General features: G+C 43.0%; 20 protein-coding genes. 8 read left to right on the top strand and 12 right to left on the bottom strand.

The features are described from left to right. Positions 1 to 21: 21 nt before the first annotated feature. A complete protein-coding gene (cysK, locus tag K1X66_07515; GenBank protein MBX7158216.1) occupies positions 22 to 984 on the bottom strand; it encodes a cysteine synthase A in 963 nt (320 codons plus the stop codon). 90 nt (positions 985 to 1,074) lie between these two features. Between cysK and K1X66_07510 the strand changes: the two genes are divergently transcribed. Together K1X66_07510 and K1X66_07505 are read left to right on the top strand one after the other, a co-directional pair. Continuing rightward, positions 1,075 to 1,605: a hypothetical protein gene (locus K1X66_07510; GenBank protein MBX7158215.1), complete on the top strand. Its 531-nt coding sequence runs from the start codon at positions 1,075 to 1,077 to the stop codon at positions 1,603 to 1,605. Between the two features lie 18 nt (positions 1,606 to 1,623). Beyond that, a complete protein-coding gene (locus tag K1X66_07505; GenBank protein ID MBX7158214.1) occupies positions 1,624 to 2,301 on the top strand; it encodes a type II secretion system GspH family protein in 678 nt (225 codons plus the stop codon). Here the strand turns inward: K1X66_07505 and K1X66_07500 are convergent. From K1X66_07500 to K1X66_07485, 4 genes are read right to left on the bottom strand one after another with little or no spacing between them, the layout of a single operon-like run. Then, a complete protein-coding gene (locus K1X66_07500; GenBank protein MBX7158213.1) occupies positions 2,298 to 4,673 on the bottom strand; it encodes a glycosyltransferase in 2,376 nt (791 codons plus the stop codon). The two genes, K1X66_07505 and K1X66_07500, sit on opposite strands and share 4 nt — an antisense overlap. Then, positions 4,666 to 5,433 (bottom strand): polysaccharide deacetylase family protein, encoded by a 768-nt coding sequence (locus K1X66_07495; GenBank protein ID MBX7158212.1) that lies wholly within the window; start codon positions 5,431 to 5,433, stop codon positions 4,666 to 4,668. Before K1X66_07495 ends, K1X66_07500 begins: the two co-directional genes overlap by 8 nt. Before the next feature lie 3 nt (positions 5,434 to 5,436). Continuing rightward, positions 5,437 to 6,153, bottom strand: a complete 717-nt coding sequence (locus K1X66_07490) for a GNAT family acetyltransferase (protein ID MBX7158211.1) — start codon at positions 6,151 to 6,153, stop codon at positions 5,437 to 5,439. Next, a complete protein-coding gene (locus K1X66_07485) occupies positions 6,143 to 7,288 on the bottom strand; it encodes a glycosyltransferase (GenBank protein ID MBX7158210.1) in 1,146 nt (381 codons plus the stop codon). The genes K1X66_07490 and K1X66_07485 overlap by 11 nt, the downstream gene beginning before the upstream one ends. 44 nt (positions 7,289 to 7,332) lie before the next feature. On the opposite strand from K1X66_07485, the gene nifS reads away from it, so the two are divergent. Next, positions 7,333 to 8,526 carry a cysteine desulfurase NifS gene (nifS, locus tag K1X66_07480; protein ID MBX7158209.1) on the top strand — a complete coding sequence of 398 codons (1,194 nt, stop codon included), beginning with the start codon at positions 7,333 to 7,335 and terminating at the stop codon, positions 8,524 to 8,526. Positions 8,527 to 8,533: 7 nt separating this feature from the next. Here the strand turns inward: nifS and K1X66_07475 are convergent, their stop codons facing one another. Genes K1X66_07475 through K1X66_07460 form a run of 4 tightly spaced genes read right to left on the bottom strand, consistent with a single transcriptional unit; the run spans position 8,534 to position 15,394 of the window. Further along, positions 8,534 to 11,875: an AsmA-like C-terminal region-containing protein gene (locus K1X66_07475; protein MBX7158208.1), complete on the bottom strand. Its 3,342-nt coding sequence runs from the start codon at positions 11,873 to 11,875 to the stop codon at positions 8,534 to 8,536. 13 nt (positions 11,876 to 11,888) lie between these two features. Then, on the bottom strand, positions 11,889 to 12,842 hold the full coding sequence (locus K1X66_07470; GenBank protein MBX7158207.1) for a ribose-phosphate pyrophosphokinase: 954 nt from the start codon (positions 12,840 to 12,842) through the stop codon (positions 11,889 to 11,891). Continuing rightward, on the bottom strand, positions 12,832 to 14,223 hold the full coding sequence (locus K1X66_07465) for a sigma-54 dependent transcriptional regulator (GenBank protein MBX7158206.1): 1,392 nt from the start codon (positions 14,221 to 14,223) through the stop codon (positions 12,832 to 12,834). The genes K1X66_07470 and K1X66_07465 overlap by 11 nt, the downstream gene beginning before the upstream one ends. Before the next feature lie 7 nt (positions 14,224 to 14,230). Then, positions 14,231 to 15,394, bottom strand: coding sequence for a PAS domain S-box protein (locus K1X66_07460; GenBank protein ID MBX7158205.1), 1,164 nt, complete (start codon positions 15,392 to 15,394; stop codon positions 14,231 to 14,233). A 130-nt stretch (positions 15,395 to 15,524) separates the two neighbouring features. On the opposite strand from K1X66_07460, the gene K1X66_07455 reads away from it, so the two are divergent. The 3 genes from K1X66_07455 to K1X66_07445 are packed head-to-tail and all read left to right on the top strand — an operon-like array spanning position 15,525 to position 20,383. Next, positions 15,525 to 17,120, top strand: a complete 1,596-nt coding sequence (locus K1X66_07455) for a site-specific DNA-methyltransferase (GenBank protein MBX7158204.1) — start codon at positions 15,525 to 15,527, stop codon at positions 17,118 to 17,120. Further along, positions 17,117 to 17,695 carry an ORF6N domain-containing protein gene (locus K1X66_07450; GenBank protein MBX7158203.1) on the top strand — a complete coding sequence of 193 codons (579 nt, stop codon included), beginning with the start codon at positions 17,117 to 17,119 and terminating at the stop codon, positions 17,693 to 17,695. Before K1X66_07455 ends, K1X66_07450 begins: the two co-directional genes overlap by 4 nt. 6 nt (positions 17,696 to 17,701) lie before the next feature. Next, positions 17,702 to 20,383, top strand: coding sequence for a DEAD/DEAH box helicase family protein (locus tag K1X66_07445; GenBank protein MBX7158202.1), 2,682 nt, complete (start codon positions 17,702 to 17,704; stop codon positions 20,381 to 20,383). A 6-nt stretch (positions 20,384 to 20,389) separates the two neighbouring features. Here K1X66_07445 and K1X66_07440 read toward each other — a convergent pair whose 3' ends face one another. From K1X66_07440 to fumC, 3 genes are read right to left on the bottom strand one after another with little or no spacing between them, the layout of a single operon-like run. After that, a complete protein-coding gene (locus tag K1X66_07440; GenBank protein ID MBX7158201.1) occupies positions 20,390 to 20,857 on the bottom strand; it encodes a single-stranded DNA-binding protein in 468 nt (155 codons plus the stop codon). Positions 20,858 to 20,908: 51 nt separating this feature from the next. Continuing rightward, positions 20,909 to 22,504, bottom strand: coding sequence for a CTP synthase (locus K1X66_07435; protein MBX7158200.1), 1,596 nt, complete (start codon positions 22,502 to 22,504; stop codon positions 20,909 to 20,911). 15 nt (positions 22,505 to 22,519) lie between these two features. Further along, positions 22,520 to 23,923 (bottom strand): class II fumarate hydratase, encoded by a 1,404-nt coding sequence (fumC, locus tag K1X66_07430; protein MBX7158199.1) that lies wholly within the window; start codon positions 23,921 to 23,923, stop codon positions 22,520 to 22,522. 77 nt (positions 23,924 to 24,000) lie between these two features. On the opposite strand from fumC, the gene K1X66_07425 reads away from it, so the two are divergent. After that, positions 24,001 to 25,314, top strand: coding sequence for a hypothetical protein (locus K1X66_07425; protein MBX7158198.1), 1,314 nt, complete (start codon positions 24,001 to 24,003; stop codon positions 25,312 to 25,314). A 162-nt stretch (positions 25,315 to 25,476) separates the two neighbouring features. Then, complete coding sequence (locus K1X66_07420; GenBank protein ID MBX7158197.1) at positions 25,477 to 26,793, top strand: VCBS repeat-containing protein; 1,317 nt, start codon at positions 25,477 to 25,479, stop codon at positions 26,791 to 26,793. Positions 26,794 to 26,818: the final 25 nt, after the last annotated feature.

Here is a 26,818-nt window from a genome sequence, read left to right as displayed (position 1 = left end):
AATTAAACGAATATTTATCAATTAGACGCCTACTTCGCGTCGCGCTTCATCTGCTAAAGCCGTACTTAAATAACGTTCGCCCGTGCTACAGCCGACCGTCACGATTAATTTCCCCTTATTTTCGGGCCGTTTCGCAATTTCAATAGCCGCATGCACATTGGCTCCCGAAGAAATTCCCGCAAGAATGCCTTCCTCCTTGCAAAGTCGACGCGCCATAGCAAACGCCTCTTCATTTGTTACAGTCAAAACCTCATCAACAATATTGAGGTGCAAATTTTCTGGAATAAAACCCGCGCCGGTTCCCTGAATCTTATGAGGGCCTGGCTTCAACGGTTGCCCCGTGCGCGTTTGAGTAATCACAGGAGAATCTTTAGGCTCTACAGCAATCGCTTGGAAAGACGGTTTCTTCTTTTTCAGCACCTCCGCGCAACCCGTAATGGTTCCTCCCGTTCCGACTGCAGAAATCAAAATATCAATTTTCCCATCGGTATCGCGCCATAACTCTTCCGCTGTCGTTTTAGCGTGAACTTGAGGATTAGCCTCATTGGAAAATTGTTGCGGCATGAAAGCATTTTTTGTTTCCTTCAAAATTTCTTGCGCGCGATTAACTGCCCCGCGCATTCCCTCACTTGCAGGAGTTAAAACTAACTTTGCACCCAACATCGCAAGCAAAATACGTCGTTCAATACTCATGCTCTCGGGCATGGTTAACACTAATTTATAACCTTTCGCCGCGCAAACAAATGCCAATGCAATCCCGGTGTTGCCCGAAGTCGGCTCGACAATCAGCGTGTCCTGATTGATCTTCCCTTCTTTCTCAGCCGCTTCGATCATCGCCGCACCAATTCGATCCTTCACACTGCCTAGAGGATTAAAAAATTCACATTTTAATGCGATGGTCGCATCTAATCCCTGTGTGACTCGATTCAGTTTGATTAAAGGCGTTCCACCGATTGTTTCAATAATTGAGTTATACCAAGCCATAATTGCCATTCACTTTGGCAAATTCTTTTACCGGGTCAAGGCAAACAGAATCATTTGACAATAAGCATTTCCAGGACTAATTATATAAACGTGGCTTTACCAATGTTTGACCGTTATTGGCTTCAGTTGAAAAATTTTCTCTTTCTTCTTTGCACTCTCTGCATTTTAAACTGTCTTTCTCTTACCGCAGTTGCTCAAGCCCAAGGCGGTGGCGGCATCTCGCCAGGATCCGGCTCCGCGCAAGGCGGTGGTGGAGTCGAATCAGAAGAAAAAGACGAAGCCGAAGGGGGTGGCGGTTTAAGCCCAGGAACAAGTCAGGGTGGCGCTCAGGGCGGTGGCGGCGGATTAAATCCCAATGCTAACGCAAATGGCGCTCAAGATGGGGGCGGACTAAACTTTAATCAAAACACTTCTCAAGAAGAAGACACCAATCAAGCGCCTTCGGGAGGACTTAATTTAGATAAATCCCAAACATCTTCTTCTACTGGTGGCGGATTAAATATTGGCCCTGAACAAGAAGCCGCAGCAACAAAATCTTTGCCGTGGGGCCTTATTATTGGCGCCGCACTTTTGATAATAATCGGATTGACCACTTTCTTTTTGAATCGTAGAAAAAAATAAGGGACAAAAATTATGAAAATGATGAAAACCATAAAAAAATCTAACGCTTTCACCTTAGTCGAACTTTTGGTAGTTATTAGTATCATCGCACTTTTAGCTGGCTTAGCGCTTCCTGCGCTTAACAAAGCTCGACGAGAAGGATTTAAAGTGCAAGACGTCAGCAATTTAAAGCAAGTAGGCCTTTCGATTAAACTTTTTGCTAATGATTACGATGGTCAATTTCCTAAAAATTGGCCTATGGACGACGAAGGCAACGACACTTTTGCACCCAATGCCAATGTCGCATTTCGGGCATTGTTTGGAGCAGGCACTTTAAGAGATGAGCGAATTTTTTATACCCCGGGCGTCCCTTTCTTTAAAAAAGGTGATAACGACATTGGAACTGCCCCTAACTATTCTAAAGCATTAGAACGCGGAGAAAATTCTTATGCCTATTTTGCAGGTCACAGCGAAGGTTCAGAATCCATCGAGCCTTTGGCCTGGAACCCCACCCGCGGTGGAATTACGCGTAATGGTGAAAAAGGATGGAAGGCTAACGACCTGCTTCCACAAATTCATGGCGGCAATGGCATTCATGTGCTTCGAGTCGATGGAAGCGTCTCTTGGGTTCCTAAAAAATCGGATGGCTCTGTGCAGCTCGGTGGCACGGAAGATTCTTTTCAATTAAATATCAAAGCCCTCAGCCCAGAGCTTTAATCTTCTTTAGTCCAAAATTTCTTAGCTGCTTCCTGCCAACCGTTTAAAATGGCGAGGTTCGGACGCTCAAATTTTGGCGGATTTTTGCTCCAGTTTTCAATCGCATCAGCAAACTGTTTCACATTTCGCTTCGCACAAATCACTCCTGGAATACCGCTCTTCACCAATTCCTTAGGACCACCCACATCAGACACTATCACGGGTAAACCCGCCGCACACGCTTCCACAATCACATTGCCATAAGTATCGGTCGTGCTGGGAAATAAAAATAAATCAGCCGACGCATAAGCTATCCCCAACTCTTCCCCTGTTACCACGCCGGTAAAAACCGCTTGTGGCATGCGTTGTTGCAACTCCTCTCGAAACGGTCCATCTCCCACAAAAGCCCAGCTCACGGAACATTTTCTTTCTCTTAATTCCGATGCGATGTCAGGAATCAAATCCAAATCTTTTTCTTTCGAAATTCTTCCCACATACAACACAACTTTATTTTGCAACCCCTTACTCTTCCAATAAGTCGCATTGCGATGCTTCTCATGAAATAAATCGGTGTCTAACCCTCGCGGAAAAATTTTTAATTTATTAGAAGCAATGCCACGCGCCTCCCACAAATCACGATAATAACGTGAATTGGAATAAATAATATCCAACTGCCCGTAAAACCATTGCATATAATTCCACGTCAACGTCTCCATCGCATCATCTTCACTTAAAATTTTGACATATTGCGGAAAATCCGTGTGATAAATACCGCTCACAGGCAGTCCAAACATTTTTGCTGCCATCAATCCCACTACTCCCACAGGCCCTGGAGTGCTAATAATAATTTCCGAAAATTTTTCTTTTTGAACATAATCTAACATTTCTAAAATAGGTGGAAAACTCAGTCGCTGAATCCGATATTCGGGAATTTCAAATTCGCCAATAGGTCGAAAATTATGAATAAAAAATTCTGATTCTCCCGTTTCCGTACGAGAAGTCACAACAGTTAAATCGTGACCCAACTCACGCACATGACGTGTCATGGTTCGAATCGTACGCGCCACACCATTCACATCATCCAAGGTGTCCGTAAACCAAGCTCGCTTATTATTTTGTAAAACCCCGGAATTCTCATGACAAAATTCACGGCTCACCTGCTCCAGAAATCGACGATTAGAAAACAATGATTGAAACGCCACAAAATAGGGCAAAACCGTGGTCGCCACGGGTAACAGAGTGCTCGCCGATTGTAACGCTCCTAAAAAATCGCCCGAATTCATGCGATCAATCGTTTGCTTAAAAAGTCGATAACCCAAATAATTGGAAACTTCAGACGCCACAAAAAAAGCGCGCCGCTCAGGCAAAGACTCCGATCGCATCACCTCATCCAAACGTTGTTTCAGATCCGGTCGCTTAAAAAAATCCGAGAAATCTTTAGGAATGGAATTGCCCAATTTTAACAAAGAAAAAACCTGACCATGACGAATCGTATCAGCCACCAAGCCCACTTTTTCCTTAAAAGAAAAGATGGTAGGATTTTTCCCTTCTAAAAAACGCTCCACCATTTTGCCTAGCAAGCTGGCATAAAGCGGAGCGCGTTTTTGCAAATAATCATTCACAAAACGATGCGCGGTATGATAAATACCCGAAGCAAAAACTTGAATACTCCCTCCCTCACCACAAGCCGAAAATTGGCCGTTTTGCAGCGCAGCTAAAAAATCATCAACTGTTTTAGCGGAAGAAGAAGTTTCCGTGTAAGCGCGCGCAATAAAAAGCCCGCCATGATCATCGCTCCCTCCAAAAAGAGACTTACGCCACGGTTCCTGAATTCGAGGAGAAATATTATGTTTATCAGCTAGTTTTTGAATTTTTTCAGAAGTTAAAGCTACCAAACAGGCTTGTAACACTTCATTAGCAAAAGGATTCCTTAATCCATTAATTCCTTCAAAATTTTGAAATAATAAAAGCAACCTTTCAAAATGATCCACTGTCAACTTACCATCTACACTCACCAAAGGATGCGCCACACCATGCGCCAATTTTTTCTGATTCAAATAATCGATTAAATCAAAAATGTTATTTTTAACGGTTGAAATTTCACGATGCTGCTCTTCGTTCAAACCCCAAACTAAAATATGAACTTTGACTCCATCTGGAAAATGGGTTGTGACTTCCTCACTTAAAAACACGTCCTTGCGATCCGCAATTTCAAGACCTCCTTGCAATGTGTCGTGATCGGTAATAGTCACAAAATCCATGCCAGCCGCTTTAGCTTTTTGATAAATTGTCTCTGGCAAAGTATAACTTTCCGGCATTCCGAGACGCCTCAAAATCCATTCGGGAGGCCGATCTGAAAAACGGGAATGCACTTGCAAATCACACTTAGCCATGAGTTTTAATCCTTTCTTCTACCCACCCGGCATAAGTGATTGGCTGGAAGCCTTGTTCCATCACATCTTTCAAAAAAAATTCCACCTGACGACGAATAGCGGGAAAAGTAAGGTCATTTGGATGTAAACTCAAACGAATCAAATTTTTTGATCGCAAGCGCCTTCCCAACGCTCGATTCCAAATTAATGAAGTTTCGCTTCGCCATTTCGCCCGAGTTGAATAACACAAAGAGCGACTTGAAACATTTCTTATCGTCTTGGAATTTGAAGAAGTAAAAAAAATTTTTGAAATTGTATTCGTATAATGAAATTTTTTTTCAAAAATCACGCGGAAAACATCTTGGCTCATTAACCAAGCTGGCGCAATAAAACCTTTTGTAATCAAACCTATTTCCTCTAGAAGTTGTCTCCCCTGCTCAATACGATGATTAGCTTCGTGTTGATTCAAATCATAAAACTCCGCCTCATTTTGGGTATAAAAACGTGTCCAGAACCAATTATTTAGAGCATTTTTTTGTGCCACACGTTGGTGATAGTAACCGTGCAACACCATTTCATCCCCTTGCGCCTGCCTTTCTTGCAACCATGCCACAGTTACTGGACAATCAATTATTTTTTTCTGTTGATGATAATGAGGCACTACCAGCAAACTCAACGGAAACACACCCAAATTTTCGCAAAATTGGGTTTGCTCCCGAATACGCTCCAAAGATCCGGGATGCACATCGTGCAAACTGACGATGAGATGCTTACCATTCATAACTTAGGAAACAGAATAAGCAACTTTCTCACTATATAAATAAGGATTCTTTTCCAAATCTTTCACCACGGTAAATAAATAAACGGGCTCAGAATGCAGCTCTCGATACTTGGTAACTTCTGAGCGATCCAAAACTTCAAATCCGTAGCGCGAAAACATTCTTTCTCCACGTCGCCCTTCAAAAACTACCATCTGTCCATAAACCTTTTTTTCACCCAAACGATGAAGATAACTCAAAAAGGCTTGAATCAAATCATGCGTCTCAGCAACACTTTTGGAATCCGGCAATAAATTAATATGAAAATGTGCCATATTTTTGGGTGTCGTCGGAGTTTCACGCCAACCTCGAGATAAAACCCACCGACAATAACGACGTGAAGCCTCATTGTAAGAAGTCCAGTAACGAACTCCTCCTTTCAACGCCAGTCGCGCATGCGAAAAAAGATTAAAAATTTTTTGACGGTAAGAACAACGAGAACCCAACAAATAACCGCGAATTTGATTTTCTCTTTCAATCACAAAAGAAGATTCCGGCTCTTTATCGGTGTAATAACGAGTCAGATAATCCGCAAACAACTCTCGATCTTGAAATACAGGATCAATCGGATTTCCTAAAAAGCCAGTCTCGCAACAAATTTGCCTCACCCTTTCCCGATCACGTTTTTCAAAGGGACGCACAATAAATTGGCGTTTGACTCGGTTTTGTTGATCACGATTCATAAATTTCAAATAACTCTTTCAACACCACATTCCAACTATATTTTCCATGGACCACTTCTGAAGCCATTTTTCCCATCTTTTTCAAATTGCATCGTGATATTTTTTCGATCGCTTCTGTCAAGGCTTCAGCGGAATTTCCAATTGCCCAATAGGACAAACTATCAGCAAAGGCTAAACGATCCATAAACCCACCACGAATTCCCACAACAGGCAAACCACATGCTTGCGCCTCCAATGTCACTAAACCAAACGTTTCGCAAACACCCGGATGCACAAACAGATCTGCAGAACGATAGATCTCAACCAACTCTTTAGGGTCCAAGTAAGAATACCATGTGATTGCGTTCGTTTTTTCTAATACTTCTTTTACTTGAACTCGCAAAGGCCCTTCGCCCACTATAACCAAATAAAAACGATCAGGAAATTTTTCCCATAAAATTTTGAAGCTTTTTAATAAAGTAGTAATATTTTTTTCTGGCGATAAACGACCCACACTCAATAAAATAATTTGATCTGGTCGCGTTTTCCATTTTTCTCGAATCTCCGCAGGAGGCATTCCCGGTCGTAACAAATCGGTGTTCACTCCTAACTTCACGTCGACTGTGTTAGTTATACCCCATTCTTCCAATATCTTTCTCAGCAAAGGTGAAGGCACTAAAGTTTTGTCATAACGAGAATAAAGTCGTCGAGCATAATGATGCGCATAATCCAAAAGAAAATCCTGCAGATTTTTTCCTACATAAGATTCTAACATCGTCAAATAAGTTTCAGGAAAATGGCTATGATAAAATGCCACTTTTTTACAATTTAATTCCTCAGCCACCTCTGCGATTTTCCATCCGACTTGATAAGGATCGCCAGATTCAATCACGTCAGGCCGCTCTTGTAACAAAATTTTCTTCAATCGCGGCAAGTTCCATAAAAAACGATAGCCCGCAGTTTTTTCGATTTGCGGCGAGGCAATGGTGTGAATTTTAGTGCGACCACGTTCCTGACATTCATTTTTATTTCCTGGAATAATCAAAACATGTTCATGGTCGGTCTCGCGTAAGAGATAATCTTTTTTCTCTGAAAGATAACGTTTCACGCCACCACTCACCGGCGAATAAAACTGGGTTACATCACAAAGTTTCATACCTAGACTTGCAACTCTCTCATCAAAATCGTAATTTAAATCCTATGGCCATTCATGCCAAGGACATCGTATATCTTGATAATAATGCGACAACCTCAATCGCACCTGAGGTTCGGGACGCCATGATGCCCTTTTTAACCGAATTCTACGGTAACCCATCGAGCGCTTACACATTTGGCGCTCAGGTAAAAAAAGCAATCCATCACGCTCGAGAACAAGTTGCAGCGTTATTGAATTGTGAACCAAAAGAAATTATCTTTACCAGTTGCGGCACGGAATCGGACAACACTGCTATCGAATCCGCACTAAAAACTACCCACAAAAAACATATCATCACAACCCAAGTCGAACATTCTGCCGTTTTAAAACACTGCGAAGCATTAGAACGACGCGGATTCGCTGTAACTTATCTGGGAGTAAATTCCGACGGTCTGCTCGATTCGGAGGAACTCGAAAAAGCTATTCGGCCTGACACCGCTTTAGTTTCCATCATGTGGGCTAACAATGAAACAGGCGTGCTTTTTCCAATAGAGAAAATCACCGAAATTTGTCAGAAGAAAAAAATCTTACTTCATACCGATGCCGTGCAAATTGTTGGAAAATTACCTATTGATTTACAAAAAACTCCTGTCGATTTTCTTTCTTTATCAGGACACAAATTGCATGCTCCCAAAGGTGTTGGAGCTTTATTTATTCGGCAAAACACGCGTTTCACGCCTTATATCATTGGTGGCAGCCAGGAACATAAAAAACGCGCCGGCACCGAAAATGTTGCCTCCATTGTAGCGCTGGGCAAAGCCGCAGAACTAGCTCAACAACATCTTCCAGACGAACAAACACGCGTAAAAAATCTACGCGACTTACTGGAAAATCAAATCCTAACATTGGTTCCCGGCACGCACCGCAACGGACATCAAGAATTTCGTTTACCCAACACCAGTCATATCGCTTTTGACGGCGTCGAAGCTGAAGCTTTGCTTTTACAATTGGATCGATATCATATCTGTTGCTCTTCAGGTTCCGCTTGCACAACCGGATCACCAGAACCCTCACACGTGCTCAAAGCCATGGGATTAGCAAACCTTCGAGCTAGTAGCTCTATTCGATTTTCATTATCGCGCTACAATCACAATAGCGATATCGAACAACTCATGCACCATCTTCCTGCTACAATTAACCAATTACGAGCACACTCACCTTTCGTGTTCAATGCTGAACAATCCCTTCAAACCACTTAAAAAAAATTCAATGAAGAAATTGGTTCAAGAGATCTTGCACCGCAGTCGGAGCCGCTTTTTGGCCGATTGAAATCAACCACTTTTCCCATTCTGCTTTTACCTCATTAGGCAATTTACCTCGCACTGGCAATTGACCCGGTAAAGTCGTGTAACCATTTTCTGTTTTTCCTAAAGAAACAAAAATGCCACCACCGATTTGAAAATCTCCTACCTTCACTTGCGCTCTTTCCAACACATCTTTCTTGCCGGTAAAAACAACTGTCAGATTCAAATCCTGATCAAAATCCAATTTTCCCTGCATCGCCAAGCGCATCAAATCTCCCTGCAGCTTCATATTTTCTGTTTTCACCCGACCATTACCAATCGAAAAATCTCCACTGACAGAATCAAATTTAGTATTAGCAAGCTCAGGAGAAACATAGCGCGCTGCCGATCGCAAAAACGATTGAGTTGCTGGAATGAGTTCAAGATGAGCTTCTTGATTTTTGAGATTAATTTTTCCATTCAAAGTTTTTTGTAAAATAGCCCACTGACTGCCCGCACCTTTTAAAGCAATATCGGCGTCCAAGAGACCTTGCAAATAAGGTTTCGTCTCAGGTTTCACAAAATTCTGAAAAGGTTCGAGCCGTAGATTATGGCTCTTCAAATTCAGTTCAAAAGGAGAAAAATTACCCGCAACAGCTCCCGTCCAATTTCCATTAATCGTTCCTTCGCCCATTTGAATTTCTAGCGGATCCCAAGTAAATTTTTTACCCTCTTGATGCCAAGTAAAACGAATTTTAGCTTGAGGATAAGGCGGTAGAAACAATTTTTCTGCTGAACAAACCACCTTTCGATCTACATTTTTAAATGGTTTATCCTTATCTTGTTTAGGCGGCATAAATGACGTTGAAACAAGCAAGCGATTCGTATCACTGTGGCCAATCAAATTGGTCACCATCCCTTGAGAAACCGGTTTTGCTAAAGAACTATCCTGAATCTCTTCTTGCTGCAAAGATTTTTTAGATCCTTCACCTTTTTGACATAGACCCGCAATAGGAGAAAGATCAAAAGAAGCCGTTTCCAGTTTAAGATCAAATCGTTCATCACTTTCCCACCAACCTGATAAATTTACTTCATTATTATAACCATTCGATGGCTCCAGTTTTAATAGTCCTTCTGAAACTTCCAACCTAGGACGATTGCCTGCCGCTGTGATTTTTACTTCAACATCCGAGGGTTGGCTATCAAACGAGACAGCTGAAATTTTATTAGGAATCAACACTTTTTTAGCTCTCAGATCCAAATCAAAAAAACGCGTGCTACCTTGATCTTCTAACGTAAAATTACCGTTCAAAGACTGGATCTCAGCCTGAGGATTCCAATTCTTAAAAAAAGGCGCCAAATTGTCTTGAGTCCAATCTTGTAAAGAGCCTTTTACATTTAACGTTTTCGCAGAGTTATTAAAAAGACCCGTGATTAACACTTGTCCTTCCTTTGCACTGGCTGCGGGACGCAGGCGAATTTTGACTTGTTGCAGTCGCATTTCCTGCCCTGCTGTCTGAAGTGCACCCTCACAATTTGCTTGAGCGCCAACAAGAGACAACTTTCCCCATTCTCCGGATAAATTATTTGCATTAAAAAGAAATTTGGCTGATTTCGCCTCAGGATCTGCCCAACCCATTTCGAATTTTCCATCCACCTTACCCTGAGTCAAAGCCAGTTGTTGCGATAAAATACTCGCCAACCAAGGCAATTCTCCCTTAATCGTCCCATCAAATTTACCTTTCTGTTTATCGCAAAAACCGGAAATCGCTAATTCACCTTGAGTCTCATTTTGTTCCATCAGCGCCAAACGCAACTGTTTTAAATTAAATTTTTGAAAATTAAGAACACTTCCCTCTGTAGCAAGCTCCGCAGTCGCTTGATTTAAAGTCAACCGTTGAAGTTGCGCTTTCACATTTTCAAAATGTCCCTGCCAATCCCAATGAATTTCACGACCCGATTGCGAAGCCACTATTTTACCCACTCCTTCCAACGCTCCCGCCTCCATAGTAAAATGAGGCAGTCCACGCCATGCTTCTTTAAATAACATAACATCTGTTGGAAAAACTTTTACATTTAGCGTTGCTTGCTCTTCTCCAGGTTGATTCGGATTCCAACTCAATCGAATGCCTTGGTCGAGCTTTGCTTCGGCAAAAGGTTGCTGATCCTGTTTTAAATTCATCTCCACACGATCCACTTGTAACGCCTGTTGCTTAGGAAACCATTCTGTAGCGAAAATCATATTTCCATCTAACAAAGGCAAACTCGTAGGATTTGCAATGCGATGAATTTTACCCTCCTTTAACAGCGCCTCGCCTTGAAGGCGAATGGACTCTTTTAACATTTGAAATTGGCCTGAAGCACTTAACTCACCTGATTCCATACGCCAACCTAAAGGAGCCAATCCTAGATTCATTAAAATGGGCGAAACCCCGCTCCACGTCATCACCAAATCTGCCGTCTTTAAATTAAAATCAACAGGCCCTGACGCTTTTAATTCGCCGCAATTTTTTCCTTCATGTCGCACACTGATCGAAAAATGTTTTAAACGATAAGGCTCCAACTCGAATTCATGCTGAATTTCATAACCCGCTAACGACCAATCGCCACTTTTTCCCACAATGTTGCTAACCTGCACACTACCTTGGCCCGTGCGAAATAAAAAATCCGCATCCAAAATCAAACGGAATTCGGCTTTCATCTTAGCTCGATCAATTGTAACTCCCAAACTCGGTTGCCCTGAAAACTCATTTTCCAAAGTCATGCGCGTTTCTTGATCGGGATGGTAACCACTCATCCAAAATTGATTAATACTATTGGTTGCAAAAAGTTTTCCTCCTTGCGAACTCGGCAAAGTTGTTGCCAATTGAATATTTTTCAAAACCAAAGGGCCCGACTCGATTTGAAAGCCGGTTGAAGAAGAACGCCGCAAAACAACTTCCGATTTTTTATCCTCCTTTTCTGCAACATCTTTCTTCGCCGAGTTGAAAGTTTGTTTTTGAGTCAAATCCCACTGAACCACACCGGAATCAGCAACAAAATTAGAAATCATCAACGATCCTCGCTTCAAAGCTTTCAAATCATATTCCAAACGAACCTCATCCAATCGTCCTGAAACACCTTTTTGCTTGGCAGAAAATGTAACGCCTGACAAAGCAACCGAAGACAAAGGATGCCAATCCACCTTTTCCGTTTTAATATCCAGTCCAAGACTTTTCCCCAACCGCGGCAACCATATTGTTTTAAAAGCAAAATCAGTAAAAAACCCTGCAGCTCCCAAAAAAATCACTAATAAAATAAGAAAAATAAAAAGCCATTTCTTCATACTCGCCACACAGTTATTGATTCAGCAAAAATAAAGAGGACACCGATTCACCCAAATGAATGCGTTGAATGGCATGCCCTAATAACTCCGCCACACATAACACCGTTAACTGAAAACCTTTCACCTCTTTTTGAGGCGTGCTATTAGTGGTAATTAATTCGTCGATATCCGACTTTTGCAATCGCTCTAAAGCAATTTGATTTAAAATCGCGTGAGAAACACCCGCAATAATTTTCTTGGCTCCACGCGCTTTAAGCAATTTTGCCGCGCTTGTCAAAGTGCCAGCCGTCTCAGTCAAATCATCGACCATCAAAACATTTTTACCATCCACATCGCCTATGATTTCATAAGCTTCGACTTCCGTAGCCGATTTTCTTCGTTTCGCCACGATTGCCAACCCTGCGCCCAACATTTGCGCATAGGCCGAAGCCATTTTTAATCCGCCAATATCGGGTCCAACCACCACCAAATTTTCAAACGCTTTGCTTTTCAAATAACGATAAAAAACCGGCGCGGCATACAAATGATCCACAGGCACATCAAAAAATCCCTGAATCTGTTGCGCATGCAAATCCATCGTTAAAATACGATTCGCACCCGCTGCCACCAACAAATTTGCCACCAACTTCGCTGTAATGGGCACGCGCGGCTGATCTTTTCGATCCTGACGCGCATAACCATAAAAAGATAAAACAGGCGTGATGCGATTCGCACTGGCTCGCCGCGCCGCATCAATAATAATTAAAAGCTCCATCAAATTATGATTGGTGGGCGGACAAGTGGGTTGAATAATAAAAAGATCTTTTCCTCGAATATTTTCATCAAACTTCACAAAACTTTCACCGTCGGGAAAAGAATCGACCGTCAACGCGCCCAAAGGAATACCAATGCTATCCACAATACGTTGAGCCAGTTCACGATTTGCCGAACCGCTAACAATACACAATTTAGAAAAATCAGGTTTCATCACTATCTCCAAACGTTTCCGATTCTAAACCATAAGCATTCAATTTGCGATGCAAAGTGCGCCGACTCATTCCCATCGCTTTTGCCGCTTCGGTTCGATTTCCTTTTGTTTTCATAAGCGCCTTAAGAATTAACTGTTTTTCCGTAGCTTCCCAGTTTAATTGTGAATTTTTAATCATTTTTTCCATCCTTTGCTCCGTCAAATTAGTATCCATTCGACGAAGCGAAACGGGCAAATCTCTCAAACTTGCGTCCTCACCTTTTGCCAAAACCACCGCATGCTCCACCGCTGTCCGCAACTCACGAACATTGCCCGGCCAAGAATAAGCCAACAAACGCTCCATCGCTTCCGGCGTAAAATCTCGAACCCTTTTTCCATTTTCACGATTAAACTCCGTCAAAAAAGATTTAACCATCAAAGGAATATCCTCCTGCCTCTCGCGCAAAGGAGGCAATGCGATCAAAACCACATTCAAACGAAAATAAAGATCGTCCCGAAATTTTCCTTCATCCACCAATTTTTTAAGATCCTTATTCGTCGCCGCAATCAATCGCACATCGACCTTCATTGTCTTCGTGCTGCCCACACGCTCAAAACTGCGCTCTCCCAAAACACGCAAAATTTTTACCTGCGTAGCAGGATCAATCTCCCCAATCTCATCCAAAAAAATCGTGCCTCCATCCGCAGCCTCAAATCGCCCGATTCTTCGTTCCATCGCCCCAGTGAAAGCGCCTTTTTCATGACCAAACAGTTCGCTCTCCAAAAGTTGAGGCGATAAAGCAGCGCAATGCACAGTCACTAAAGGCCCTTCCTTGCGAGGGCTCAATTGATGAATCGCTTTCGCAATTAATTCTTTACCCGTACCACTTTCGCCTTGGATCAAAACCGTCGCGCGCGAAGGCGCTACTTGTTTCACCAAATCAAACACCTCAACCATCCGCGGCGATTTGCCGATGATATTTTCCAAACCAAATTGCGTCTGAATTTGTCCCTTCAATTGACGATTTTCCGCCTCTAACGAGCGTGTGCGCAAATGACGTGCCACAATCATCTGCACCTCATCTAAATTCAACGGTTTCGTCAAATAATCCGCCGCTCCCTCCTTCATGGCCTGCACTGCAATTTCCACACTTCCATACGAAGTCATCAACAAACAAATCGGTTGCTGCGGCAAACTGCGAATGCGACGAATTAATTGCAACCCGTCCTCACCCGCCATTTTCAAATCGGTTAACACCAAATCAATGGATTCATTTTCCAAAACATTCATCGCTTGCTTTGCATCGCTTGCAACATAAACTTCATAATTATCTTCCAAAGCTGCGCGCAACCCTTCGCGCGTATTTTTTTCGTCATCGACGATTAAAAGATTCGCTTTCATGGCATCATTACGAAGTTGGACTCATGGGCAATAATTTCATCGCACGTTCTGGTAAAGGTAACCACACTTGCACCAACGTTCCCTTTCCCTTTTCACTTTCAATATTCAACTTACCACCATGCTCCCGAACAATACGATGCGCAATCACTAAACCCAACCCGGTCCCCTCCCGTTTCGTAGTATAATAAGGCTCAAACAAACGTTCTACAGTTTCCGGAGACATCCCTTCACCTGAGTCTTGAAAACTAACCATGACCCCATCTTCAGTCAAATGCGTCGAAGCTTTTAAAATTCCACCTGCTCGCATCGCTTGCATACCATTACGAATCACATTATAAAACACTTGCTTCATTTGATCTTCATCCATTTTGACCAAAGGCAGCCCTTCTGCTAACTGCTTTTTCACTGTAATTTCACGATCCGATAACTCGGGTAAAAAAAACTCTAAAGACGCCTCCACAATGCTATTCAGCGATAATAATTGCAAATGCGGAACGGAAGGACGAACCGCTTTCAAAAACTGTTTTACAATCCCATCCAAACGTCGCACTTCATCGCGCGCCACCTGTACGGCCTTCATCAATTTCTTTTTCATTTGTAGACCGCCTTTAACCAAATCGCGTTCCATCAATTGAAGTTGAATGTTAAAAGAATTCAGAGGATTCCCCAATTCATGCGCAACACCCGCAGCCAATAAAGTTAACGCATGCACTCGTTCCGATTCGGCCGCCTCGCGAATCGCTTGCTGACCTTCCGTTTCATCTTGAACAATCAACAGATAACCCAACTCGTCTTGCGATTGAGGGAACAATCGAATACAACGCACTTTCAAAAAGCGTTTTTCAGGATAAGAAATTTCTAATTGCAACGTGCTATCGGTATAGGATTGTCGCAAGGCTTGCCAGGGTAATTCTCTTAAAAATTTTTCCACTTTCTCCCCCAAGGCATTGACCTCCCCCAATCCGAACAATCTTGCAGCAACGGGATTATAATATTGAATGAACCCATTTTGATCGATCGCAATAACTCCTTCTTGGATCGATTGAAACACCGCTTCTAAAAAACCACGCTCACGAGCTAATCGTTGCAAATAACTTTGAACTTCATCCGCTCCCAATTGTCCAATGCGCTCGAGAAATTTATTGAAAATTTGTGGCTTCAAACGAGACAAATTGTCACATTTCTTCAGAAAATCAAGTTTTTCCGAAAAATAACGAATCCCGAAAACCTTTTTAACACGCCATTTATTCAGCAAAAATTAATATTTTATCTCTAAATAATTTGTTTAAAGTCCCGTATCAATGCCAACACTCAACTGGATCGGAAAAGAAGCTGTGGTCAACCACCACCATCAAGTGCCTTTCCACCTCGTCAAAGACATGCCGGACCTTTCGGTAGGCGATCCCGGCGGCGGCAACCTCATCGTCCAGGGTGATAACCTCGTCGCTCTCAAAGCCCTGCTTCCCTACTACGCCGGCCAAGTCAAATGCATCTACATTGATCCTCCCTACAACACCGGCAACGAAAACTGGATTTACAACGACAACGTCAACAGCCCCCTTATCCGCGACTGGCTCGGTAAAACCGTCGGTAAAGAGACCGAAGACCTCTCTCGCCACGACAAATGGCTCTGCATGATGTATCCCCGCTTACAGTTATTGCGACAGTTCCTACACTCGGAAGAGGGAATTATTTTTGTAACAATAGATGACATGGAAATTTCAAATCTGCGTTTTATAATGAATGAAATCTTCGGTGAACAAAATTGGTTTGCCACACTCGTGCGACGCTCTATGCATACTGTAAGAAATTCCAGCAAAGATTTTAATTTAAACGTGGATTACACCTTAGTCTATGGGCGCAACAAAGCCTGGCATGGAGAAAACAAAGAAAGATATATTCGAATCCCAGTAGATAAAACTGAAAATTATCCGTTTAATGATGGCGACGGAAAAGGGCGATATAAATTAGATCCACTTTCAGCGCGAAATTTTTATACACCTTACGAATACACATTCAACAATGGTATAAAATGGAGTGCCTCTGCTGGACGTTATCCTGCATACTCTCAAGAAACACTAACCGATATGGAACGTGAAAACCGAATTGTTTTTAAGGGGAAAGAACCCAAGGTAAAACGTTACCTAAAAGATGTGCAAGTCGGACAACCTCCAAACGCCTTACTTAACCCTGAAGATGTCGGTTTTAATAGTCATGGAACAACTTTGCTTCGTGATATTTTAGGGGGAGGTGCTTTTGCTCAACCTAAACCAATTGAATTTATCAAGCATTTATTAACCATGATCCAAGATAAAAATGCCATTATCCTCGACTCCTTTGCTGGCAGTGGAACGACAGGGCATGCGGTTTTGAGTTTGAACAAGCAAGATGGCGGGAATCGCAAATTTATCCTTGTAGAGATGGAGCCTAACATTGCTCGCGATATTACTGCCGAACGTATGAAACGGGTGGCAGAAGGTTATACCAATGCTAAAGGCGAAAAAGTGGAGGGACTCGGTGGCGGTTTTCGTTTTTGCCAATTAGGCGAGCCGTTATTTGATCAAGCCGGAAAAATTCGCGAAACCGTTCGTTTTGCCGACCTGGCGCGCCATGTCTATTTCACGGAAACAGGTGAGCCACTTCCTCGCGAGCGCGTGCCCAACTCGCCTTTAATCGGCATTTGCCGCGGCGTGGGCATTTATCTTTTATTTAACGGTATTCTAGGTGATAAAAGCGCCAATGGCGGAAATATTTTGACACGCAACATTCTCGCGCAACTGCCCAAGTTCGACGGGCAAAAAATAATCTATTGCGCGGGTTCTTTGCTAGGCGCGAAACGTTTGCAAGCCGAACGCATCCTTGTTCGGCAAACTCCTTATGAAATTAAAGTGTCATGAAACCCCAATCGCCCATTGAATCGCTGATTATCACCCTTCGCGGACAGAAGGTTATCCTCGACGCCGATCTCGCCAAACTTTATGGCGTGCCAACCAAAGTTTTTAACCAAGCCATCAAACGCAATCGACAAAGATTCCCTAAGGATTTTGCTTTTCAACTCACTGCTAAAGAGTTTGAAGACTTGAGATCGCAAAACACCGCCACCAACTCATCACAACTTATTGAAAACAATTTAGTTACACCGAACTGGTCACAATTTGTGACCAGTTCTCGCAAGCATCGAGGCGCAGCTTATCGCCCCATAGCCTTCACCGAACACGGCGCTATCATGGCAGCAACGGTATTGAACAGTCCGGAGGCAGTCAAAATGAGTTTGTATGTGGTGCGCGCTTTTGTTCAAATGCGAGAACAACTGGCTTCCAACGCGGCGATTCTCAAACGGCTTGCGGAGATTGACAAATCGTTACTGCAACACGACCATGCCTTGCGAACTATTTGGACAAAACTGCAGCCTCTTCTATCCCCACCACTCGAACCGCTGCCACGGCGAATCGGCTTTAATCAAACAAAATAATAACTTATGATCACTCTTAAAGATTATCAGTCACGAACGCTGGAATCGTTGCGCCATTTTTTTCGAGAAACAGCGCGCCACGGCAGTCCTGAAGAAGCTTTTCGCGCGGTTTTAAATCAAAACAGTGTCGATTCCATACACTATCTTCCTGTAAATATCGGAGGAATAAAATCTGAGACGCCTTATATTTGCCTGCGCGTGCCAACCGGTGGCGGAAAAACGTTGCTCGCCTGCTATGCAGCGGGTTTCGCCATGTCAGAATTACTCCGCGCCGATCGCGCGGTTGTTCTCTGGCTTGTGCCCAGCAACACGATTTTAGAACAAACAGCGAATGCGCTGCGCGATCCGCGCCATCCTTATCGTCGCGCGTTAGAATTAGAATGCGGTTCGGTGGAGGTGGTAACGATTGAAGAGGCTTTGCGCCTTTCTCGCGCGGCGGTAGAAGGACAAACGGTCGTTATTGTTTCGACTATTCAAGCTTTTCGCGTGGAAGACACCACGGGAAGAAAAGTTTATGAGCAAAACGGAAATTTTGCAGAGCATTTGCTGCATGTGCCAGTGGATCGATTGAACGATTTATTGCCAGGAGCGGATGGGAAACCAAACCCATCACTAGTAAATATGCTGCGCTTGCGACGCCCAATCGTTATCGTGGATGAAGCGCATAATGCGCGCACCGACTTAAGTTTTGCCAGCTTGGGCAATGTGTTGCCGTCGTGCATTGTGGAGTTCACCGCCACACCAGCGAAAACAAAAAATCCGTCAAACGTGCTGCATCATGTTTCCGCGGCAGAATTGAAAGTTGCGAACATGGTAAAGCTGCCGCTGCGCGTGGTGACGCGACATCCCAGTCAATCCGATCAACTTTTGGCCGAAGCTATCACACTACGCTCGGATTTGGAAAAATTGGCGTTGGCGGAAGCTCAACAAACCGGTGAATATTTGCGCCCTATTATGTTAATTCAAGCTGAACGAGTGGATGCGTGCGAACCTTTGCGCGAGCGATTAGTCAACGAATTCAGCATCGCGAAAGATCAAATTAAAATTTCTGTCGGCAATCAGGATGAATTGCCAAGCGCGGAGGCCATTCGCTCGCCGAAAGAACCGGCAGTTCGCTTTATCATCACCGTTCAAAAATTGCGCGAAGGTTGGGATTGCCCCTTTGCTTATGTGCTTTGCAGTTTAAAAGAAACGCGCTCGGCCACAGCCATGGAACAAATCGTGGGACGCATTTTGCGATTGCCCCATGCGCAAGCCAAGCAGCACCCCGATTTAAATTGCGCTTACGCTTTTTCCGTTTCAGATTCGTTGCCGGAAGTTTTAAATGAGTTGCGGGAAGCATTGGAAAACAACGGCTTCACCAAAACGGAAGCGGAACGCATTATCATTCCCATTTCTCAGGACGCGTTACCGCTCGGCGCACAACCCAAACGAGTGTCAGTGTCCCCCGAAGAAATTGATGCCGCTGTTGCACAGGTTCAAATGAATGAACTCCAGGGCAAAGCGCGAATCGATTCGGAACAAGGCGAAATCACTCTGCTTGTTCCGCTCGATAAAGTTGAAACTGAAAAACTTGTCAGTTGTGTAAAAACTGATGAAGCCAAAGCGAAGGTTGTAAAAGCGGTCGAATGGATGCGCGAAGTGGACAAAGTTTTTGGCGGTAGTGGAAAAACGCGCGAGCTGTCGCCTTATGAAAAACAGTTAGATTTTATCGTGCCATTACTTTGCATCAACGAAAACGGCACGTTTTTTGAGTTCGAAGAAACTTTTCTTTTAGAGCATCCTTGGAAATTAAGCGTTAAGGACGCTTCACTTTCAGTCGACTATAATCCTTTCCAACGTCCCACCGGAAAATCGGGAATGCTTGATGTGGGCGTTAGAGGCGAGATACAAATAAACGTAATGCGTGAAATGTTGGAAAATGATTTCATTAACACGCTCCATCAACAGGTTTTGGCTCTGGGTCAAATAAGCGATTGGACTCTGGAAAGTTTAATCGCTTGGTTGGATCGTCACATTGAACATCGCGATATCTCATCTGGAGAATCTGCGGAATTTTTGCGTAAAGTGATTCGCGGTTTGATGGCTAAACATGGGATGACAGACATAGACGCGCTTGCGCGCGATCGTTTTCGACTTCGCGATGAAATAGAGCGTCGCATTCAAGAACATCGCGATGCGGAACATAAAATCGCATTTCAACAGCTTTTGCTTAACGATTCGATGTTGACAGTTAACGAAGAGCAGGCGATTAATTTTAAAACATTGGAATATGAACCAAGCTGGCGTTACGAAGGCGCTTTTCAGTTTAAAAAACATTATTTCGGACCTAAACCGGGCGAACTATCGGAAAGAACTCCGAACGGCAATTTAAGAGAAGAGTTTGAGTGCGCGGAATTTTTAGATTCCTTGCCGGAAATAAAGTTTTGGGTGCGAAATTTAGCGAATAAAGAAACATCGTTTCGACTTCAAACTTCAAAAAACAGATTTTATCCCGATTTTATTTGCCAATTGGAAGATGGTCGCGTGTTAGTGGTAGAATATAAAGGCAAACATTTATTAAGTGACTCGGAAGAAAAACGCGTTGTGGGAGCCATTTGGCAAAGTCGCAGCAAAGGACATTGTCTCTTTGTCATGCCAACCGATAGAAATTTTTCTGAGATCAATCAAGTCATTAAAAAACCGTAGCACGATTCAGTTTTTTCCAGCTTTTTCCGTTTCCCGAATTTTGACTGTCATCCGTTTAAAACGGGCTTTGTGGGATGGGCTGACAATGACAATTTCTTGATCTTTTTTAAACGCTTCGTGAAGAATGCGGCGTTGATAAGCATTGAGCATTTCCAAAATAAAAGGGCGCCTTGTTTTTAACACGCGTTCTTTAATCCGTTTCACTTTATCAATCAACTCCTGCTTCGCTTGCTCGCGATAACCTTCCACATCGATCAAAACATGTTCTTTTTCTTCATCAGAAGAATTGTCGATGAGATAATTGACTAAATATTGAAGTTCGTCCAAAACTCGGCCATCACGCCCGATTAAATGACGAGGGTCGCGGGTATGAATCTGCAAAATCAAACCGTCCGCGCTTTTTTGCTCCGTAACTTCAAAAACAAGCCCGAGATGGCCCAAAATCATTTCCAAAATCTCACGGGGACTTTCCACCCCTTTATTATGAGAAAAAAAGCGTAGAATGTCAAAAAGGTTATTCTTAAGTTAACGCGATCGGATCGCTTGAATAAACCCCAAAAATAAAGGATGGGGCTGAAGCGGTTTTGATTGAAACTCTGGATGAAATTGACATGCCACAAACCAAGGATGCGAAGCCAACTCGATAATTTCTACTAACTTGCCCTTTTCAGAAGTGCCCGCAATCGTTAACCCCGCTTTTTGGAAAGCTTCGCGATAATCGTTATTAAACTCATAACGATGGCGATGACGTTCATTCACTTGGGATTGACCATAAAACTCTCGTGATCGTGTGCCCTCTGCTAAATCACACGGCCATACTCCCAACCGCATGGTTCCTCCTTTCTGAGTCACCTCTTTTTGTTCATCCAACAAAGTAATCACAGGGTGCGATGTCTCAGAAGAAAATTCAGAGCTATTCGCCTCGTTCCATTGCAAAACATGACGCGCAAATTCCACCACTGCCAACTGCATTCCCAAACACAAACCTAAATAAGGCACTCCCTTCTCGCGCGCGTAACGAATCGCGGCAATCTTACCTTCCGTGCCACGCTCACCAAATCCTCCAGGCACCAAAATACCATGAGCTTTTTTTAAAAAAATTTCAGGCCCTTCTTCTTCAATCATTTCAGCATCAACCTTGAGAAGTTCCACGCCAATATCTTGAGCCGCGGCAGCGTGAGTGAGTGATTCGTAAACACTTTTATAAGCGTCTTGATGTTCAATATATTTTCCCACCACCGCAATACAACGTTTTTGAGAAGGTGAAATCACGCGTTTCACGAACTGTTCCCAAAGTTGCAGTTGAGGCGTGGTCTCAGGAAGTTGAAGGTGCTTGCAAATTAACTCGTCCATTTTCTCGCGATGCAACATCAATGGCGCTTCGTAAATGGTATGATCCACATCGCGCTGTTCCATAACACATTCCGGTGACACATTACAAAACAACGCAATTTTTTTGCGAATTTCCAAACTTAAAGGATGTTCCGTGCGACATAACAACAGTTGAGGTTGCAACCCAATTTCGCGTAATTTAGCAACACTTTGTTGAGTGGGTTTGGTTTTGAGTTCACCCGCCGCCTTGAGAAAAGGCACTAAAGTGAGATGAATCAACAAAACATTATGAGCGCCGACCTCTTGCGAAAATTGACGAATCGCTTCTAAAAATGGCATGCCCTCAATATCCCCTGTCGTGCCACCAATTTCGGTGATTAAAATATCGCCAGGTTGCTGCGCAGCAATTTGTCGAATTCGATTTTTAATTTCATCCGTGACATGCGGAATAACTTGAATCGTAGCGCCCAAATATTCGCCCGCTCTTTCACGACCAATTACCGATTCATAGATCTGACCGCTTGTCAGGTTATTATGTCGCGTTAATTTAGCTGAGGTAAACCGTTCATAATGACCCAAATCCAAATCCGTCTCCGCGCCATCTTCTAAAACATAAACTTCACCATGTTGAAAAGGGCTCATCGTGCCGGGATCCACATTCAAATAAGGATCAAACTTTTGTAAAATAACTCGAAAACCGCGACTTTCTAAAAGCGTTCCGATCGATGCTGCGGTCAGCCCTTTACCTAAAGAACTCACGACACCGCCAGTAATAAAAATGTATTTCATTTTAGCTATCAGCTATCAGGCTTCTTGTGGACCCAACATTTTTTTAGGTTGCACAAGTTTATCAAATTCCTCTCCACTTAAATAACCCAATTTCAAACACGCCTCGCGCAAAGTTAAATTTTCCACATGGGCCGTATGAGCTACTTTGGCCGATTTATCGTAACCAATCTCAGGGCTTAATGCCGTTACGAGCATGAGCGAATTTTTCATGTAATAATCGAGTCGCTCTTGATTTGCTTGCATTTCCTGCACACAATGCTCGCGAAAACTTCGACAAGCATCCGTCAAAAGTCGCGTGGAATGTAAAAAATTATAAATAATCACTGGTTTAAAAACGTTTAACTCAAAATTTCCTTGGGAACCGGCAAAACCAATCGCAGCATCATTTCCCATCACTTGCACACAAACCATCGTCATCGCTTCGCATTGCGTGGGATTCACTTTACCAGGCATAATGGAGGAGCCTGGCTCATTTTCGGGCAAACTCAATTCACCCAACCCACAACGTGGCCCCGAACCCATCCAACGAACGTCGTTAGCAATTTTCATCAAAGAAACCGCCAAAGTTTTTAGTGCGCCACTAGCCATTACCAAAGCATCATGTGCTGCGAGCTCCGCAAATTTGTTGGGAGCCGATTGAAAAGGAAGTTTGGTCAACTCAGCAATTTTTGCACTGACTTTTTCAGCAAAGCGAGGGTGAGTATTGAGTCCCGTTCCAACAGCCGTGCCGCCAATAGCGAGTTGATAAAGATCCGGCAACACGCTTTGAATACGAGTAATATCGGCATCCAGTTGTGCTACATAACCACTGAATTCCTGGCCTAAAGTAATCGGAGTGGCATCCATCAAATGAGTGCGACCACTTTTGATCAAGGTTGAAAATTGTTGAGACTTCGCATCTAACGCGTCACGCAGCTCCATAACTCGTGGCAACAAATTATGCTCCAAACCCTTCGCTGCGGCAATCGACATCGCTGTGGGAAAAGTGTCGTTGGAAGATTGCGACATGTTCACATCATCATTGGGATGAATCGGTTTTTTACTTCCTAAAACTCCACCCGCGATTTCAATCGCGCGATTGGAAATGACTTCATTGACATTCATGTTGGTTTGAGTGCCACTACCAGTTTGCCAAACTTTTAAAGGGAAATGATCTTGCAATTTACTTGCAATGACTTCATCTGCCGCCTGAACAATGAGCTCCATTTTATCTTTAGTGAGTTTGTTTAGTTCATGATTAGTCAAAGCAGCCGCTTTTTTCAAAATAGCCATGGCCCAGATCACTTCTTGCGGCATTTGATCTTTGCCAATATCAAAATGATGAAGGGAACGCGCGGTCTGCGCACCATAATAACGATCTTGTGGCACAGGAATGCTACCCATGCTATCGGTTTCAATTCGACTAGAAGCTAATGACATACGAAACAACCCCTTACAGAGTAATCTAAAATTTGACAAGCCACGGTTCTGTGTTTTCTTTAATTAAGGGGTAAATTATGAAAAAGGGTATAATCAAACTTCTACTTAGCATGCAGCTGGTGGCATGCGTTATTTTCTTTGAAGCCAGGGCACAACTCATTATTACAAAAAATGAGCCTATTATCCTGGCCAATAATCAAGCCATCGGCGATCATTATCCGTCGGTCATAACAGTTTCGAATATTTCAACTAAAATTTCCGGCTTCTTAGTCGCTGTCAACTTATCTACAGTATCCGCAACTCCCGTAGCTTGGGACGTCATCTTGGAAGGGCCCGAAGGTCAAGTGACTTATCTTTTTTCTGACGTAGGAAACGCCCAATCCATTACTAACGTAACTTTAATCTTGGTTGATATAGCACCTCCCTTACCTACTCCGGCTAATTTGGGTGATTTTTTAAATCCCGTTTTCGCATTAAAATCCGGTTTTTTCCGTCCTACTGATGGCAGTTTTGCCGTGGACACTTTTCCAGCGCCAGCGCCCGTGGGTCCCTATGCCACTAATTTAGCTATCTTTGGCGATACCAATCCTAATGGCGATTGGAAACTTTATGTCACGAGTCCTATACCTGTCCCTCCTCCTTCTTCTTTGACGGTTAAACAATGGTCATTAATTATTTTTCCTTATTCGCAAAATGATTACCTGGGTGATGGCGGTTTTCATTATGTAGCAAAAAAAGGTAAAAAAGTTTATGTCGTCAATCAAACCAATGTCTTTCCCATAAGCAAAGCCACGCCTCCTTCTGCTATAGTCAAAGCAAAAATCGTTGGGGGCGCCGATCTCGATGGCGACCATATTAGCGATCTCATAATCAAAAAAGGTAAAACTATTCAAGGGTTAAAAGGTCCTACCTTTACTACACCAACTCATACCCTTCAGGTGAAAGGCATGAAACCCGTAGCCAGCGGCGATTTTAACGGCGATTTCATTCCTGATCTTTATTTGCAAAAGAAAACATCCTTGTACGTAGCCATTAATACCAGTAACAATTTTGAAGCACCAAAATTGATTGCTGACAAAACCTTACCTAAAAAATTTAAAGTCTTTGGCGCATTAAGTGGTCGATCACAGCCCACTGTGTTAGCCCAAGATAAGACAACCATCGCACAACTCGATGGCCCAACCTTTGCTACAGCAAATCAAATTGTTCAACTCACTAGCAAAAAAATTAAAGCTGGAGCTGTGGGTCAATATGTTGGTGATTACACCGGTTCCACCATCATCTTACAACAAAAGAAAACGATTTCGTTCCATTCTCCTTTCGCTCCTGAAATTATCACTCCCTTAGTAACTAATAGTGTTAAGGGGATAAAATTGGCTGCACCAAGATAAAAAATTTCCTAATTTTATTAAGGGTCTTATTCTCTGCCGGCTTATCATTATTGACCAATTCCATTTGACAAAGGTCTTAGGCTTATGCTTTATTAATTAATAAGTGGTTATAAGCTTTAATATTTAGCAAAACCAAGGAAAAACAATTAACAGGTAAGGATTATGAAAAAGTATATATTTATATTATGTTTGATATTAGGGTTGTCAGCTTTTAACGCTAACAGCCAATTATTCGTTGCTCAGGAACAAGACGTTATTATTGCAGGCGGTGGAACCAATGCTGGAGTCTATCCCTCAACTGTAACCATCTCCAATATTTCTACAAAAATTGCCGCCATGGCCGTCAGAGTTGATCTCTTTACGGGCCCCGGCTCACCCTTATTCTGGGATGTCCTTTTAGAAGGTCCCAATGGTCAATCAACCATTCTCTTTTCTGATGTGGGCAATGCACAAGGAGTAACCAATCAAGTGCTTTTTATTGTTGATGGAGCACCTCCTATGCCAACGCCTACTAACCTTATACAAGCTTTTGATCCCGCTTTTCAACTTGTCTCAGGCATTTACAGACCTACAGACGGCAATTTTTTTGATCTTGCTATGGCACCAGACACCTTTGCTCCACCAGCGCCACAAGGACCTTATTCTGCCAGTTTAGCTGTGTTTAAAGACACCAATCCCAATGGCGTTTGGAAGCTTTACGCCACAAGCCCCTTTGGATTTATGCCACCAGCCGTCCTCAATATCTTACGCTGGGAACTCATTATCGCACCCTACTCCCAAAATGATTACGTAGGTGATAACGGCTTTCATTATGTAGCAAAAAAAGGTAAAAAAGTTTACGTCGTCAATCAGACTAATGTCGTTCCCATTGCCAAATCCACGCCTCCTACGGCTACGATAAAAGCAAAGATCGTAGCAGGAGCTGACCTAGATGGTGACCATATTAGCGATCTCATTGTGAAAAAAGGTAAAACCGTCCAAGGCTTAAAAGGTCCTACCTTCACTAGTCCGACCCACTCCTTAATAGTCAAAGGCATGAAGCCGGTAGCAAGTGGTGATTTCGATGGTGATTTGATTCCTGATCTTTATTTACAAAAGAAAACTTCACTCTATGTTGCCATTAACAATGGAACTGGTTTTGAGCCCCCTAAGTTAATCGCCGATAAAACTTTACCTAAGAAGTTTAAAATCTTTGGCGCTTTAACAGCTCGTTCCCAACCTGCAGTGTTAGCTCAAAATAAGACAACCATTGCACAACTCGATGGTCCAACCTTTGCTACAGCAAATCAAATTGTTCAACTCACTAGCAAAAAAATTAAAGCTGGAGCTGTGGGTCAATATGTTGGTGATTACACCGGTTCCACCATCATCTTACAACAAAAGAAAGTGCTTTCCTTCCATTCACCTTTTGTTCCAGGCACTTTATTCCCTTTTGTCACCAATACGGTTAAGGGAGTTAAATTGGTGGTTCCAAAATAAACTTGCTTGTTAAAATACTAAAAAA

Source organism: Verrucomicrobiia bacterium (assembly GCA_019694135.1).
Lineage (GTDB): Bacteria > Verrucomicrobiota > Verrucomicrobiia > JADLBR01 > JAIBCM01 > JAIBCM01.
The sequence above is the reverse complement of the archived record's forward strand: the minus strand, read 5'-3'. Positions and strand labels throughout refer to the sequence as shown.

What these genes read in the sequence shown, in the direction of transcription:
- K1X66_07505 (MBX7158214.1), top strand. Translation starts at nt 1,624, where the DNA reads ATGATGAAAACCATAAAAAAATCTAACGCTTTCACCTTAGTCGAACTT.
- K1X66_07425 (MBX7158198.1), top strand. Translation starts at nt 24,001, where the DNA reads ATGAAAAAGGGTATAATCAAACTTCTACTTAGCATGCAGCTGGTGGCA.
- cysK (MBX7158216.1), bottom strand. Translation starts at nt 984, where the DNA reads ATGGCTTGGTATAACTCAATTATTGAAACAATCGGTGGAACGCCTTTA.
- K1X66_07485 (MBX7158210.1), bottom strand. Translation starts at nt 7,288, where the DNA reads ATGAAACTTTGTGATGTAACCCAGTTTTATTCGCCGGTGAGTGGTGGC.
- nifS (MBX7158209.1), top strand. Translation starts at nt 7,333, where the DNA reads ATGGCCATTCATGCCAAGGACATCGTATATCTTGATAATAATGCGACA.
- K1X66_07455 (MBX7158204.1), top strand. Translation starts at nt 15,525, where the DNA reads ATGCCAACACTCAACTGGATCGGAAAAGAAGCTGTGGTCAACCACCAC.
- K1X66_07490 (MBX7158211.1), bottom strand. Translation starts at nt 6,153, where the DNA reads ATGAATCGTGATCAACAAAACCGAGTCAAACGCCAATTTATTGTGCGT.
- K1X66_07435 (MBX7158200.1), bottom strand. Translation starts at nt 22,504, where the DNA reads ATGAAATACATTTTTATTACTGGCGGTGTCGTGAGTTCTTTAGGTAAA.
- K1X66_07470 (MBX7158207.1), bottom strand. Translation starts at nt 12,842, where the DNA reads ATGAAACCTGATTTTTCTAAATTGTGTATTGTTAGCGGTTCGGCAAAT.
- K1X66_07465 (MBX7158206.1), bottom strand. Translation starts at nt 14,223, where the DNA reads ATGAAAGCGAATCTTTTAATCGTCGATGACGAAAAAAATACGCGCGAA.
- K1X66_07450 (MBX7158203.1), top strand. Translation starts at nt 17,117, where the DNA reads ATGAAACCCCAATCGCCCATTGAATCGCTGATTATCACCCTTCGCGGA.
- fumC (MBX7158199.1), bottom strand. Translation starts at nt 23,923, where the DNA reads ATGTCATTAGCTTCTAGTCGAATTGAAACCGATAGCATGGGTAGCATT.
- K1X66_07420 (MBX7158197.1), top strand. Translation starts at nt 25,477, where the DNA reads ATGAAAAAGTATATATTTATATTATGTTTGATATTAGGGTTGTCAGCT.
- K1X66_07445 (MBX7158202.1), top strand. Translation starts at nt 17,702, where the DNA reads ATGATCACTCTTAAAGATTATCAGTCACGAACGCTGGAATCGTTGCGC.
- K1X66_07475 (MBX7158208.1), bottom strand. Translation starts at nt 11,875, where the DNA reads ATGAAGAAATGGCTTTTTATTTTTCTTATTTTATTAGTGATTTTTTTG.
- K1X66_07495 (MBX7158212.1), bottom strand. Translation starts at nt 5,433, where the DNA reads ATGAATGGTAAGCATCTCATCGTCAGTTTGCACGATGTGCATCCCGGA.
- K1X66_07500 (MBX7158213.1), bottom strand. Translation starts at nt 4,673, where the DNA reads ATGGCTAAGTGTGATTTGCAAGTGCATTCCCGTTTTTCAGATCGGCCT.